Annotated in this window: 11 protein-coding genes and 3 tRNA genes; 8 read left to right on the top strand and 6 right to left on the bottom strand. The window is 64.1% G+C overall.

The window, feature by feature from the left end; all coding sequences use genetic code 11:
* Window positions 1-33 precede the first annotated feature (33 nt).
* Window positions 34-585: a transcription elongation factor GreB gene (greB, locus tag LDZ27_RS10450; RefSeq protein ID WP_244814022.1), complete on the bottom strand. Its 552-nt coding sequence runs from the start codon at window positions 583-585 to the stop codon at window positions 34-36.
* 145 nt (window positions 586-730) lie between these two features.
* Between greB and LDZ27_RS10455 the strand changes: the two genes are divergently transcribed.
* Window positions 731-807: transfer RNA gene (locus tag LDZ27_RS10455), tRNA-Arg, on the top strand.
* An 83-nt stretch (window positions 808-890) separates the two neighbouring features.
* Window positions 891-967, top strand: a tRNA-Arg gene (locus LDZ27_RS10460).
* A gap of 58 nt (window positions 968-1,025) precedes the next feature.
* On the opposite strand, the gene LDZ27_RS10465 is transcribed toward LDZ27_RS10460, so the two are convergent.
* The 5 genes from LDZ27_RS10465 to LDZ27_RS10485 form a co-directional block, all read right to left on the bottom strand.
* The gene (locus tag LDZ27_RS10465; RefSeq protein ID WP_244814023.1) at window positions 1,026-1,517 is read right to left on the bottom strand and encodes a phage protein NinX family protein; all 492 of its coding nucleotides are present in this window, start codon (window positions 1,515-1,517) and stop codon (window positions 1,026-1,028) included.
* Window positions 1,518-1,581: 64 nt separating this feature from the next.
* The gene (locus LDZ27_RS10470) at window positions 1,582-3,975 is read right to left on the bottom strand and encodes a bifunctional (p)ppGpp synthetase/guanosine-3',5'-bis(diphosphate) 3'-pyrophosphohydrolase (protein WP_244814024.1); all 2,394 of its coding nucleotides are present in this window, start codon (window positions 3,973-3,975) and stop codon (window positions 1,582-1,584) included.
* Window positions 3,976-4,074: 99 nt separating this feature from the next.
* A complete protein-coding gene (gene rpoZ, locus LDZ27_RS10475) occupies window positions 4,075-4,278 on the bottom strand; it encodes a DNA-directed RNA polymerase subunit omega (RefSeq protein WP_006025620.1) in 204 nt (67 codons plus the stop codon).
* Window positions 4,279-4,347: 69 nt separating this feature from the next.
* Window positions 4,348-5,022: a guanylate kinase gene (gene gmk, locus LDZ27_RS10480; protein ID WP_244814025.1), complete on the bottom strand. Its 675-nt coding sequence runs from the start codon at window positions 5,020-5,022 to the stop codon at window positions 4,348-4,350.
* Between the two features lie 9 nt (window positions 5,023-5,031).
* Window positions 5,032-5,976, bottom strand: a complete 945-nt coding sequence (locus tag LDZ27_RS10485) for a YicC/YloC family endoribonuclease (protein ID WP_244814026.1) — start codon at window positions 5,974-5,976, stop codon at window positions 5,032-5,034.
* 289 nt (window positions 5,977-6,265) lie between these two features.
* Here LDZ27_RS10485 and rph point away from each other — a divergent pair, with 289 nt between their 5' ends.
* The 6 genes from rph to LDZ27_RS10515 all read left to right on the top strand — a co-directional run bounded on the left by rph (window position 6,266) and on the right by LDZ27_RS10515 (window position 13,326).
* Complete coding sequence (rph, locus tag LDZ27_RS10490; RefSeq protein ID WP_244816117.1) at window positions 6,266-7,006, top strand: ribonuclease PH; 741 nt, start codon at window positions 6,266-6,268, stop codon at window positions 7,004-7,006.
* Window positions 6,999-7,625, top strand: a complete 627-nt coding sequence (gene rdgB, locus LDZ27_RS10495; RefSeq protein ID WP_244814027.1) for an RdgB/HAM1 family non-canonical purine NTP pyrophosphatase — start codon at window positions 6,999-7,001, stop codon at window positions 7,623-7,625. The genes rph and rdgB overlap by 8 nt, the downstream gene beginning before the upstream one ends.
* The gene (gene hemW / locus LDZ27_RS10500; protein WP_244814028.1) at window positions 7,622-8,845 is read left to right on the top strand and encodes a radical SAM family heme chaperone HemW; all 1,224 of its coding nucleotides are present in this window, start codon (window positions 7,622-7,624) and stop codon (window positions 8,843-8,845) included. The genes rdgB and hemW overlap by 4 nt, the downstream gene beginning before the upstream one ends.
* 11 nt (window positions 8,846-8,856) lie before the next feature.
* On the top strand, window positions 8,857-10,065 hold the full coding sequence (locus LDZ27_RS10505) for an MFS transporter (protein WP_244816118.1): 1,209 nt from the start codon (window positions 8,857-8,859) through the stop codon (window positions 10,063-10,065).
* 44 nt (window positions 10,066-10,109) lie between these two features.
* Window positions 10,110-10,199, top strand: a tRNA-Ser gene (locus LDZ27_RS10510).
* Between the two features lie 331 nt (window positions 10,200-10,530).
* Window positions 10,531-13,326, top strand: a complete 2,796-nt coding sequence (locus LDZ27_RS10515; protein WP_244814029.1) for a type VI secretion system Vgr family protein — start codon at window positions 10,531-10,533, stop codon at window positions 13,324-13,326.
* Window positions 13,327-13,348 lie beyond the last annotated feature (22 nt).

Consider the following 13,348-nt stretch of genomic DNA (forward strand, 5'->3'; position numbering starts at 1 on the left):
CTTTTTTCATTTCTACGCCTGGAAACGCATCCATCAACGCGGATAGCGCACGTCCAGGATGTCGATGTGCTGCACGCCGGCAGGCGTATGCAGCGGCACCGTATCGCCGACTCTCGCCTTCAGGAGCGCACGCGCTACCGGAGAAATCCAGCTGACGTGCCCGCGATCGAGATCCACTTCATCGATGCCGACGATCGTCACCGTATGCACGATGCCGTCGTCGCCCGCGTAATCGACCGTCGCGCCGAAGAAGACCTGATCGACGTTCTCCTGCTTGCGCGCATCCACGACTTCCGCGAGGTCGAGGCGCTTCGTGAGGAACCGTATGCGCCGGTCGATCTCGCGCAGCCGGCGCTTGCCATAGATGTAGTCGCCGTTCTCCGAGCGGTCTCCGTTCGACGCCGCCCACGACACGAGCTTGACCACTTCTGGGCGCTCCGTGTCGAGCAGTTGCAACAGTTCGTCACGCAAGCGCTGATGGCCCGCAGGCGTGATGTAGTTCTTCGCGCCGGCCGGCACGTCCGGCTGGGCCAGTTCGAGGTCGTCGTCGCTCTCGTCCGATTCTTTGACAAATGCCTTGTTCATGGTGAAGCTCGATTCCTGTATTCGCGCCAGGCGCGAGAGAAGATTGCTGCCGCAAAGTTACCACGCCGCCTCAACCAGGCAGCGATATTTCAGTGAACGCCCCTTCCTTTTTCAAACGAGCTTGGCTATAATTCCGCTTCTGCGTGCGGCTGTAGCTCAGTTGGATAGAGTACTTGGCTACGAACCAAGGGGTCGTGGGTTCGAATCCTGCCAGCCGCACCACCTTTTCCGGTGTTCTCAAATGAGAACATCATGCGCTTAACCACAAGCGCGCCGAAGTCACATGAAGCAGTACCGTTTTGCGTGCGGCTGTAGCTCAGTTGGATAGAGTACTTGGCTACGAACCAAGGGGTCGTGGGTTCGAATCCTGCCAGCCGCGCCACCTTTTCGAAGGGCCTTCCATCCGGAAGGCCCTTTTTGTTTCCGGCGACGCTTTCGCGTCACGGACGTGGCGGCGACTTGATATCGCCGATGCGCGCGTTGGGCGCCGGCACGTCTTCCGCCGACGCAAACGCCGTCTGTTCGCCAATCGCTTCCGCACGCGTGCCGAGCAAGGTCTGCGGATGCCGGAGAACGATATCGTCGACGGTATCGCCGAATGCGTGCTGCACGAAGGCCCGCAACAGCGCAATGCGCAGCGACGGACCGCGCCCTTCCACCGGTTCGCCATCCTTGCCGAAGGTCGCGGTGCACTCCACTTCGCCGCGGCCCACATCGCTCATTTCGAGCCGGCAGGCGCGCTCCAGCACGACAGAGGCCGCCTCCCACGACGTCGACGGCAGGAAGCGCCCGTCCCACGCTTTCCCTCGGTCGTTGCCGCGAATGGAAAGCGTCTCGCCGCTGTCGGTGAAGTGGATTTCCCTGATGAAGTCGTGAAGGCCGCGCGCCACCCAGTAATCGAGCGTGGGGCCTTCGAGGTCGGATGTGTTCATTGCGGCGCTCTCCATGCTTTCGTTCGACTGACGACACGCATGCACGCCGCGTTCCCGCGCCGGATCAGTAGTCGGCGCGTTCGCGGTCGATGCGCATGCCGCCATCCTGATTACGATGATGCGGCTCGTCGCTCGGACGCTCCCGCGCAATGCGCATCACGTCCAGATTCGTGCGCACGCGGCGCATCACGTTGGCGAGATGCACGCGGTCGCTGACCTGAATGACGAAGCGCAGCATCTTGGCTTCCTGCGAGACGTCCTCGTCCATCGCGATATGGACGATATTCGCGTCCGCCGACGTGATGTCCGCCGCGACGCGCGCGAACACGCCCTTCGTGTTCTTCACGAGCACCTTCACCGCGACGTCGAAGAGACGTCCCGGCTGCGGCGCCCACGCCACGTCGATCCAGCGCCCGGGATCGCGCCGGTGGATGCGCTGCGCGACGCGGCATTCGGTCGTGTGGATCGCCATGCCGAGGCCGATGCCGATATAGCCCATGATGTCGTCGCCGGGAATCGGGCGGCAGCACGCCGAAAGCTGCACCGACATGCCTTCCGTACCCGTAATCACGACTGGCGGCGCCGTGTTCGTGCTGGTGTGCTCGCGCGGCGAGTGTTCGTCGTCGTCGCGGCCGTTCATCAACACTTCGATGCGCTTGGCCATGACCGCCGCCACGCGCCGGCCGAGGCCGATATCCGCGAAGATTTCCTGCCGCGTCTTGTTGCCGGTCCAGAGCACGAGCTTTTCCCAGACCTCGGGCGTAACGTCCGAAAGCGCGAGGCCGTAGCCCTTCAGGCTCTGATCGACGAGCCGCTCACCGAGCTGCACGGATTCGTTCAGGCGCATCGTCTTCAAATAATGACGGATGGCCGAGCGCGCCTTGCCGGTGCGCACGAAGCCGAGCCACGCGGGATTCGGCTTCGAATACGGCGCGGTGATGACTTCGACGATATCGCCGCTCTTGAGCTCCGTGCGCAGCGGCAGAAGCTCGTTGTTGATCTTCACCGCGACACATTGATTGCCGAGATCGCTGTGAATCGAATACGCGAAGTCGAGCGCGGTCGCGCCGCGCGGCAGCGGCATGATCTTCGACTTCGGCGTGAAGACGTAGACCGCGTCCGGGAAGAGATCGATCTTGACGTGTTCGAGGAATTCGCTGGAATCGCCCGCTTCGCTCTGGATGTCGAGCAGCGACTTGAGCCACTGATGCGCGCGCTTTTGCACGTCGTTCAGGTCGGCGCCGCCGTTCTTGTACAGCCAGTGCGCCGCGACGCCCGCTTCCGCGATCTCGTGCATCTTGCGCGTGCGAATCTGAAACTCGATGGGCGCGCCGAACGGCCCGACGAGCGTGGTGTGCAACGACTGATAGCCGTTCACCTTCGGAATCGCGATGTAATCCTTGAACTTCCCCGGCACGGGCTTGTAGAGCGCGTGCAGCGCGCCGATGCACGTATAGCACTCGAGCGCGCTCTCGACGACCACGCGAAAACCATATACATCCAGCACTTGCGAAAACGACAACTGCTTGTCGCGCATCTTCTTGTAGATGCTGAAGATGGTCTTCTCGCGGCCGGTGACTTCGGCGGAAATCTTCGCATCCGCAATCGTGCGCTGCACCGCTTCGAGAATCTTGCCGACCACTTCGCGCCGGTTGCCGCGCGCCGCCTTCACCGCTTTTTCGAGCGTGGCGTAGCGATTCGGATTGAAGTTCGCGAAGCTCAGGTCCTGCAGCTCGCGATACGTGTTGTTCAGGCCGAGCCGATGCGCAATGGGCGCGTAGATATCGAGCGTTTCGCGCGCGACGCGCCGGCGTTTCTCCGGCGGCACCGCGCCGAGCGTGCGCATGTTGTGCAGCCGGTCGGCGAGCTTGACCAGAATGACGCGCACGTCGCGCGCCATCGCGAGCAGCATCTTGCGGAAGTTTTCCGCCTGCGCTTCCTCGCGGTTGCGAAACTCCATCTTGTCGAGCTTCGACAAGCCGTCGACCAGTTCGGCGACCTTCGCGCCGAAGCGCTCGGCGATTTCCGTCTTGGTGACGCCCTGGTCTTCGATCACGTCGTGCAGGAGCGCCGCCATGATCGACTGCGCGTCCAGCTTCCAGCCCGCACAAATTTCAGCGACCGCCACCGGATGCGTGATGTACGGCTCGCCGCTTTGCCGATACTGCCCGAGATGCGCTTCGTCGCTGAAATGGAAGGCCGACTTGACTTCCTTGATCTCGTCGGCGGTGATGTAGCTCGCGAGCGCGTTCGTCAGATTCGCGATGGAAACGACGTCGTGCTTGCGCGGCTGCTCCGGCGTCGCGGTCGGCCCGAACAGATGGCGAAACGACTGTTCGAGAACCGCGTCGATGTACTTGCGCGCCGCGTGCGGCTTGTCGGCATCGAGGAGCGCGTCCTGATCGATGTCGAGATCCGGGTCCACTGCAGCGGAGACGGGCAACGGTGTTTGACTCATGTTCGCCTCCGTGTTCGTCTGACGCGCCGCCTGACCATCAGTTGCGCCGGTTGCAGGAAATGAAACGGGTGTTACGGGAAGAGGTTCGGAAAAGCGCCCTTAGACGGGCACCTTCTTCAACATTTCGACACCGACCTGCCCCGCCGCGATTTCGCGCAGCGCAACGACGGTCGGCTTGTCGCGGCTTTCGATCTTCGGCGTGTGGCCTTGCGCGAGCTGACGCGCGCGATACGTTGCCGCGAGCGCCAGCTCGAAGCGGTTCGGAATTTGTTTCAGGCAGTCTTCGACAGTGATGCGGGCCATGTTTGTTTCCTTCTCAATATGAGTTTTATTCTACCTTATGTGACCGATACGCCCTGGTCACCGGTCGCGTCATTGCGGATGCGTGGGATGAATGCCCAGCTCGACGAAAAGCTGCGTGTGACGCGCGTATTGCGACGTGAAGCGCAGCCGCGTCGCGGTCACGAGACACTGCAGTTCGGTGAGCGCGCGATCGAAGTTCTCGTTGATGACGACGTACTCGGCTTCCGATGCATGCGCCATCTCGCTGCCGGCCGCGAGCAGCCGCCGCACGATCACGTTGGGCGCGTCCTGTCCGCGCTTCTTGAGGCGGTCTTCGAGCGCATCCAGCGACGGCGGCAGGATGAAAATCTCGACCGCGTTGCGAAAGCGCTTCTTCACCTGCTGCGCGCCCTGCCAGTCGATTTCGAGCAGCACGTCGTGGCCCATCTTCATCTGATCCTCGATCCAGAGGCGCGAGGTCGCATAGTAGTTGCCGTGCACTTCCGCGCTTTCGAGAAATTCGCCCTTGTCGTGCCGCTCCATGAACTCGTCGACGGACACGAAGTGATACTGCACGCCATCGGTTTCCATCGGCCGCGGATCGCGCGTCGTGTAGGACACCGACAGACGGATCGCCGGGTCCTGCGCGAGCAGCGCGTTGACGAGCGTGGACTTGCCCGCGCCCGAAGGCGCGACCACCATGAAGAGATTGCCGGGATAGATGCCCGTGTACGTGCTGTGCGAGCGGTGCGTAGTGTTCGGCATGGTCGAGCGTTACTCCAGATTCTGTACTTGTTCGCGCATTTGCTCGATGAGCAGCTTGAGCGTCATCGATGCATCCGCGAGTTCCTTCGCCGCCGCCTTCGAGCCGAGCGTGTTCGCCTCGCGGTTCAGTTCCTGCATCATGAAGTCGAGCCGCTTGCCGACCTTGCCGCCCTTTTGCAGCACGTGACGCGTTTCGTTCAGATGCGCAGTGAGACGCTGCAATTCCTCGGCGATGTCGATGCGAATCCCGTACATCGTCACTTCCTGACGGATGCGCTCGGCGATTTCGTCGCGCGGCACGCTCGTCGTCGCGGCGTTCTCCCCGGTCGCGATGCCGAGCGCGTCCTGCAGGCGCTCGACGATCTTCTGCTGATGCTTCGCGATGAGTTCGGGCACGAGCGGCGTGATGCGCGCGACGATCGCTTCCATTTCCGTCACGTTGTTGATGAGCACGTTCGCGAGCGCCGCGCCTTCGCGCGCGCGCACTTCGATGAGATCGGCGATCGCCTGCTTGCCGCACGCGAGCACGGCTTCGCGCAGCGCTTCGGGCGACACCGAGCTCTCCGCGAGCACGCCCGGCCAGCGCAGGATTTCGCCGGTGCGCATGCGCTCGGCATCGGGGAAGACATCGAGCACCGCGCGCTCGAGCGTCGCGAGTTGCGTGAGCGCATCGCGGTTCAGCGCGCCCGCGTTCGCCGTCTGCTCGACGCGGTTCAGGTTGATGCGGATATCGACCTTGCCGCGCGAGAGCTTCGTCATCAACATTTCGCGCAGTTGCGGCTCGCTTGCGCGCACGTCTTCAGGCATGCGGAAGTTGAGATCGAGAAAACGCGAATTCACCGTGCGCAGTTCGACCGATACGCCGACGCCCGAAGCGCCCGCGCCATTGGGTCCCGCGCCATCCGCGACGACTTCGCGCGTCGCGCTGGCATAGCCTGTCATGCTGTAGATCATGGTACGTCCCGCGATGTGAGCCTTGGCAAACGAAGGCCGGTTCAACGAAACGCCCGGCGCGAGTGAAGGTGCGCTGGGAATGGCACGCGTGGCCGCCGGGCGAGGAATCCGCATTATCCCATTTTTACCGCGCGCGCCCGCCGCCCGACGCCCTTCACGTGCATTGCGTGCATTGCGCTCCGGCAACGCCGGGCGATGATTGACGATAAAATCGCTTCACCCGGCGCACTCGCATGTCCGAACGCGCCCGACCTCTTCTTTTTCGCTCACCATGACCGATTCTCCCCTGCTGACGCCTTCCATCGCCCGTCCGAGCGGCCGCCGCGCAAGCCAGTTGCGCGATGTGCGCATCACGCGGCATTACACGAAGCACGCGGAGGGATCGGTGCTCGTCGAATTCGGCGATACCAAAGTGATCTGCACGGCGAGCATCGCCGAGCGCGTGCCGGAATTCCTGCGCGGCCGCGAGCAAGGCTGGCTCACCGCGGAATACGGCATGCTGCCGCGTGCGACGCACACGCGCAGCGACCGCGAAGCCGCGCGCGGCAAGCAGACGGGCCGCACGCAGGAGATTCAGCGGCTCATCGGCCGCGCGCTGCGCTCCGTGTTCGACCTCAACGCGCTCGGCCCGCGCACGCTACATATCGACTGCGACGTGATCCAGGCGGACGGCGGCACGCGCACGGCGAGCATCACGGGCGCGTTCGTCGCCGCGCACGATGCCGTGACGAAGCTGCTCGCGGCGGGACGCATCGCGCAATCGCCGGTGAAAGATTTCGTCGCCGCGATTTCCGTCGGCATCTTCGAGGGCGCGCCCGTGCTCGACCTCGACTACGACGAAGACTCGCAGTGCGACACCGATATGAACGTCGTGATGACGGGCGCGGGCGGCTTCGTCGAAGTGCAAGGGACGGCCGAAGGCGCGCCGTTCTCGCGCGACGAGATGAACGCGCTCCTCGATCTCGCCGACAGCGGCATCAAGGCGCTGATCGCGAAGCAGAAAGCCGCGCTGGAGATCGAAGGTGTCTGATTCGGATGGCGTCAAGCGCGTAAAGCGCGTCGTACTCGCGTCGAACAACGCGGGCAAGCTGCGCGAGTTCGCATCGCTCTTGGGCGCGGCGGGCATCGAACTGATCGCGCAGGGCGAACTCGGCGTGCCGGAAGCGGAAGAGCCGCATCCGACCTTCGTCGAAAACGCGCTGGCGAAAGCGCGGCATGCGTCGGCATTGACCGGCCTGCCCGCGCTCGCCGACGATTCCGGCCTCTGCGTGCGCGCGCTGAACGGCGCGCCCGGCGTTCATTCGGCGCGTTACGCGATGACCGCCGACGGCGAAAAGAGCGATGCCGCGAACAACGCGCGCCTCGTCGCCGAGCTTGGGAACGAAGCGGACCGCCGCGCGTATTACTTCTGCTCGCTCGTGCTCGTGCGCCACGCGAACGATCCCGAACCGCTCATCGCGGAAGGCCGCTGGCACGGCGAAGTCATCGACGCGCCGCGCGGCGCGCACGGCTTCGGCTACGACCCGCACTTCTTCCTGCCGGCGCTCGGCGCGACCGCCGCCGAACTCGATCCCGCGCGCAAGAACGCGGTGAGCCATCGCGCGCTCGCGCTGCGTGACTTGCTGCAACGGCTCGAGGAACTGGCGTGAGCAGCGGACCGAAGACGATCAACATCGTGCAGGCGTTCACGTCGCCGGGAAGCATCCGGCTGACGTCGCTGCCGCCGCTTTCGCTATACGTGCATTTTCCGTGGTGCGTGCGCAAGTGTCCGTACTGCGACTTCAACTCGCACGAGTCGAAGGACGACACGTTTCCCGAAGAGCGTTATCTGGATGCCCTGCGCGCCGATCTCGAAAGCGCGCTGCCGCTCGTCTGGGGACGTCAGGTGCATACGATCTTCATCGGCGGCGGCACGCCATCGCTCTTGTCCGCGAAGGGCCTCGACCGGCTGCTGTCGGACGCGCGCGCGCTCCTGCCGCTCGACGCCGATGCCGAAATCACGCTCGAAGCGAATCCCGGCACGTTCGAGGCCGCGAAGTTCGCGCAGTTTCGCGCGAGCGGCGTGAACCGGCTGTCGATCGGGATTCAGAGCTTCAACGAGGCGCACCTGAAGGCGCTCGGCCGCATTCACGATGCATCGCAGGCGCGTCGCGCCGTCGAGATCGCCGCGACGCATTTCGACAACTTCAATCTCGATCTCATGTTCGCGCTGCCGCAGCAGTCGCTCGACGAATGCCGGCACGACATCGAGACGGCGCTTGCGTTCGCGCCGCCGCATCTGTCGCTCTATCACCTGACGATGGAGCCGAACACGCTCTTCGCGAAATATCCGCCCGCCTTGCCCGACGACGATTCCGCCGCCGACATGCAGGACTGGATTCACGAGCGCACGCGCGAAGCCGGCTACGAGCGCTACGAAGTGTCGGCGTATGCGAAGCCGCATCGCCAGAGCCGGCACAACCTCAATTACTGGCGCTTCGGCGACTATCTCGGCATCGGCGCGGGCGCGCACACCAAGCTCTCGTTTCCGTCGAAGATCGTGCGGCAGGCGCGCTTCAAGCATCCGTCGACCTATATGGATGCCGCGCTCTCGCCCACCGAAAGCGCGATTCAGGAAGCGCGCGAAGTCGGCCCGCGCGATTTGCCCTTCGAATTCATGCTGAACACGCTGCGGCTCGTCGAAGGCTTTCCGGTTCACGCGTTCGTGGAACGCACGGGCCTTGCGCTGTCGACCATCGAGCCGGCGCTCGTCGAAGCCGAGAAACGCGGACTCATCACGCGCGACTTCGAGCGCATCACGCCGACGGAACTCGGCCAGCGCTTCCTCAACGACTTGCAGGAGCTTTTTCTGAAGGATGCCGCCCAGTGAGCGCGCCGACGATGGCGCCCGGCCCGGTGATGCGGCATCGCCCGTTCGCGCTCTTCTGGAGCGCGCGCGTGATGTCGTCCGTGGCGTTCCAGATGATGTCGGTCGCGATCGGCTGGCAGGTCTATTCGATCACGCACAGCGCTTTCGCGCTCGGTCTCGTCGGACTCGCGCAGTTCGTGCCGATGTTCGTGCTGACGCTCGTCGTCGGCCACGTCGCGGATCGCTACGACCGGCGCACGATCGCCTACGTCTGTCAGGCGATCGAGGGCATCGCCGCGCTCATGCTGTGCTTCGGCGCGTGGCGCGGCTGGAACCACGTCGGCCCGATCTACGCGATCGCCACCATCACAGGCGCGGCGCGCGCGTTCGAATCGCCGTCGATGGCCGCGCTTCTGCCGAATCTGGTCGCGCGCAGCCAGTTGCAGCACGCGAGCGCGTGGTCGACATCGGCGAACCAGACGGCGCAAATCCTCGGCCCGGCGATGGGCGGCCTTCTCTACGGCCTCGGCGCGCTGACGGTGTACGGCGCGGTGACGGTCGCATTTTTCATCGCGGCGTGCGCGGTCGCGGCGATACGCATCGACGCCGCCGTTCGCATGCGCGCGCCGTTGTCGTTCGGGGCGCTGTTTTCGGGCATTGCCTTCATACGCAGCAAGCCCGTGATTCTCGGCGCGTTGTCGCTCGATCTCTTCGCGGTGCTGCTCGGCGGCGCGACGGCGCTCCTGCCCGTATTCGCGCGAGACATCCTGCACACGGGCCCGTGGGCGCTCGGCATTCTGCGCGCCGCGCCGGCGGTCGGCGCGCTCGCGGGGTCCATCTGGCTCGCGCACTTTCCGTTGCGGCGGCGCGCGGGAACGGCGCTTTTCGCTGGCGTGATCGCGTTCGGAATCGCGACGATCGTGTTCGGGCTGTCGCGCAACATCTATGTGTCGCTGATTGCGCTGGCGGCGCTCGGCGCGTCGGATGTGATCAGCGTCGTCGTGCGCATGTCGCTCGTGCAGTTGCAGACGCCCGATGAAATGCGCGGGCGCGTCGGCGCGATCAATTCGCTTTTCATCGGCACGTCGAACCAGCTCGGCGAATTCGAATCGGGGATGACGGCGGGACTCTTCGGCGCGGTGCCGGCGGTGCTGATCGGCGGAGTGGGAACGATCGTCGTCGCGCTGCTATGGATGCGCCTTTTTCCCGCGCTCAGGGCGACGCGCACGCTCGAAGGCTGAGCGCGCTTGCGCCGCGAGACTTGCGCTACAATACGCGCCTTGCTGGAGGTGTGGCCGAGCGGTTTAAGGCACCGGTCTTGAAAACCGGCGAAGGAGCGATCCTTCCGTGAGTTCGAATCTCACCGCCTCCGCCAGAAGGCTAAAGGAAGCCCCGTAAGTTCAGAGACTTACGGGGCTTTCGTTTTTTTCGACGCATGAGATTCCCGCGTCCATGCTGCGTTGCATGGCCACTCGGATCGGGTCGCGACGATCTCCCGAGTGCGTCAGCGCGCACGCGGCACCACTACTTCGTTGACTACGTTCGTCCCAATTGCCGGTCCGACGTCAGCCGTCTAGCCGCGCATCGTTTTCAGAAAGATCGCCTTGCGCATGTAGCCGCGTCTCTCTACAACCATCAGGCAGTGTCAACTCTCGGGCGATCGGCGGTGCTGAACCGGCCATCCCCCGATTTCGCACGGAAGCCCAATGGAAGCACAAAGCAAGCGATCCAGCGCACTCGCGCGCTGGATCACCGGTCGGCAGTCCTATTTTCTGAAGGTGCATTCCGCACGTGAGACGGACGGCCTTTCGATCCACAACGTCCATGCGACCGAGAAGCTCGGCGAGCCGTACTGCATTGCGCTCGAACTGACCGCCAAGGTCGAACTGAAGCGCGCCGACCATCTGGGCCAGCTCGCGCGCTTCACCATCGAGCCGCCGCCGCACGACTGGCGGCAGACCGCCAAACCGGGCGAGCCGCGCACCTTCGACGGCTGTATCACGGGCTTTACGCGCACCAGGAAGACCCGCGATTTCTTCGCCTACAAGGTCGTCGTGGAATCGACGCTCGCGCGGCTCCGGCTCACCAAGGCCACACGCATCTATCAGGATATGTCCGCGCCCGACATCATCCTGTCGATCCTGAAGCAGCGTCACGACTTCCTGTCGCACCAGTACGCGTTCAAGCTGCGCAAGCCGTTCCCAAAGCTCAAGTTTCACATGCAGTACCAGATGTCCGATTGGGACTTCATTCATCTGGTGATGCGGCAAGCGGGACTGTTCTGCTACACGCGCAGCAGCCAGTTCGGGGACGTGGTGACGTTTTCCGATGACGTGGACGGTTACGTCTACCGGCCCGACGTCATCATTCCCTACCGGGAAATCTCGGGACTGGACGCGGGTCAGGAGTCGGTCTATGCGCTCGAAGCGCGCAGCGAGTCGATTCCGGCGTCGATCCGGGTCGCGGACTATAACCCGGCTCAGGCGTGGGAGCGTTTCAACGCGGACGTGAATCTCGCGCGCGACGACAAGACGACCTACGGCGAGAGTTACACCTACGGCACGCATCATCTGAATGCGACCGAGGCGCAGTGGGAGGCGCGTCTGCGCCATGAGGCCGCGCTCTCTCAGCAGATCACGTTCGAAGGCAAGAGCACGGACCACGAGTTCTTTGCGGGGCTGGTGGTGCGGCTCGACGAGAAGCTGCCCGACGCGCCGCATGGCTTGCTACTTACCGAAGTCGTTCACGAAGCCACGCGGGAGAGAGGCTATTCGAACACGTTCAAGGCGATTCCGTGCGAGCGGCCTTATCGGATTGCGCTCGACGAAGCGAACTGGCCCAAAATCGCCGGTACGCTCTCAGCGCGTATCACGACGCGCGATGACGCGGACTACGCACAGCCCGACGAGAACGGTCATTACACGGCGCGCTTCGACTTCGATTTCGAGGACTGGCCCCAAGGCGGCGAGAGCGTTCCGATGCGGCTCGCGAAGCCCTATGCGGGCGCGTTGCAGACGGGGTTCCACTTCCCGCCCTTACGCAACACGGAAGTGGCCGTGGCCTTTATCGGCGGCGATCCGCGATGTCCGTATATCGCCCATATGCATCATCACAGCCGAGCGAGCGACCTGATTCACAGGCTCGACGGCTGGAACACGCGCGCGGCGATTCGCACCCCCAGCAACAACAAGCTGCGCCTCGAAGACGCCAAAGGCAAGGAAGGCGTCAAGCTCTCGACCGACTACGGCGGCAAGACCCAACTCAATTTGGGCTATCTGGTCGACTCCAAGCGTCAGAAAAGAGGCGAAGGGTTCGAACTGCGCTCCGATGAATGGGGCGCGCTGCGCGGCGGCAAAGGCCTGTTTCTGAGCGCCGACAAGCAGGCCAATGCAGGCGGTCAGGCGCTCGATATGTCGGCGGCGATGACGCAGTTGCAAACGGCCCACGCGCGGATGACGAGTCTGTCGCAGGCAGTCAGCAAGGCGAAGGCCGTCGTCGCGGATTGCGAAGCGCAGCAGGCCTTGCTCGAAACGCAGATCAAGGACTTGCAGCAGGCCGTGCTGCTCGCGTCCGCACCGCACGGCGTTGCGCTCACCAGCGGCGAACACATGCAACTGTCGGCGGGCGGGCATCTGTTCACCACGACGGGCGGAAATGCAGACGCGGCGATCGGCGGCAACTTCACGGTCGCGGCGGGTAACGCCGTGTCGTTGTTCGCGAACGCCCAAGGCATCAAAGCGGTCGCCGCCGCTGGAACCATCGACGTGCAGGCGCAAGGCGATGCGCTCAATCTCGCCGCGCTAAAAGGCGTGAGCCTATCGAGCACCAATGACGCCATTACGCTCACCGCCAAGACCGAGCTGATGCTCTATTGCGGCGGCTCGTACATCAAGCTCACCAATACGGGCGTCGAAATTGGCAGTCCGTCCGATGTGATGCTGAAGGGGCCGCTTCGGATCGGCGGCTCCGCGACCAAACAGAACGCACTTCCCCTCATGCCGAAGCAGGAGCAGACCGGCATGCAGCTCTGGCACACCTACCCGAACGGCGAGCCGGTGAAGAACGCGGGCTATCGCGTGGACTTCCCGAACGGTTCGTGGCGCATGGGCAAGCTCGACGAAAACGGGCGCGGCACGGTCGCGAACACGCCGCGCGGCGGCGGCGCGGTGAGCTACTTCGAGGATGGCTACACCGTCAAGAGCGACCAGCGCAACTGGGCGCAGCCGAAGAACGCACCGGGCGCGCAGGACGCCCCCGCCGATGCAACGGACGCGCCGCCGAGCCTGACCGGTCCCGCGATGGCCGCTGTGTCGAACGCCGCTGCGCAGGCGGCGACGCAAGCCGTTCCCGGGGCGCTGCAGGCGGTCGAGAAGGCGCTGGTTTCCTCTATGGGCCAGCAACTCGGGCAGACGGTGCAGCGCGTCGCTGTCCGTTCCGCGCCGCTCGGCTCGATCGGGCAATCGCTCACGCCGTCCGTCGCGAAAGCCCTGACCTCTGAATAAACCCGCAGAAGAACCACAAGAA

This window comes from Caballeronia sp. Lep1P3 (assembly GCF_022879595.1).
Lineage (GTDB): Bacteria > Pseudomonadota > Gammaproteobacteria > Burkholderiales > Burkholderiaceae > Caballeronia.

Excerpts from the sequence above, each read along its gene's own strand:
- rpoZ (WP_006025620.1), bottom strand. The coding sequence starts at position 4,278 with ATGGCCCGCATCACTGTCGAAGACTGCCTGAAACAAATTCCGAACCGC.
- LDZ27_RS10470 (WP_244814024.1), bottom strand. The coding sequence starts at position 3,975 with ATGAGTCAAACACCGTTGCCCGTCTCCGCTGCAGTGGACCCGGATCTC.
- LDZ27_RS10505 (WP_244816118.1), top strand. The coding sequence starts at position 8,857 with ATGGCGCCCGGCCCGGTGATGCGGCATCGCCCGTTCGCGCTCTTCTGG.
- LDZ27_RS10515 (WP_244814029.1), top strand. The coding sequence starts at position 10,531 with ATGGAAGCACAAAGCAAGCGATCCAGCGCACTCGCGCGCTGGATCACC.
- LDZ27_RS10485 (WP_244814026.1), bottom strand. The coding sequence starts at position 5,976 with ATGATCTACAGCATGACAGGCTATGCCAGCGCGACGCGCGAAGTCGTC.
- LDZ27_RS10465 (WP_244814023.1), bottom strand. The coding sequence starts at position 1,517 with ATGAACACATCCGACCTCGAAGGCCCCACGCTCGATTACTGGGTGGCG.
- greB (WP_244814022.1), bottom strand. The coding sequence starts at position 585 with ATGAACAAGGCATTTGTCAAAGAATCGGACGAGAGCGACGACGACCTC.
- gmk (WP_244814025.1), bottom strand. The coding sequence starts at position 5,022 with ATGCCGAACACTACGCACCGCTCGCACAGCACGTACACGGGCATCTAT.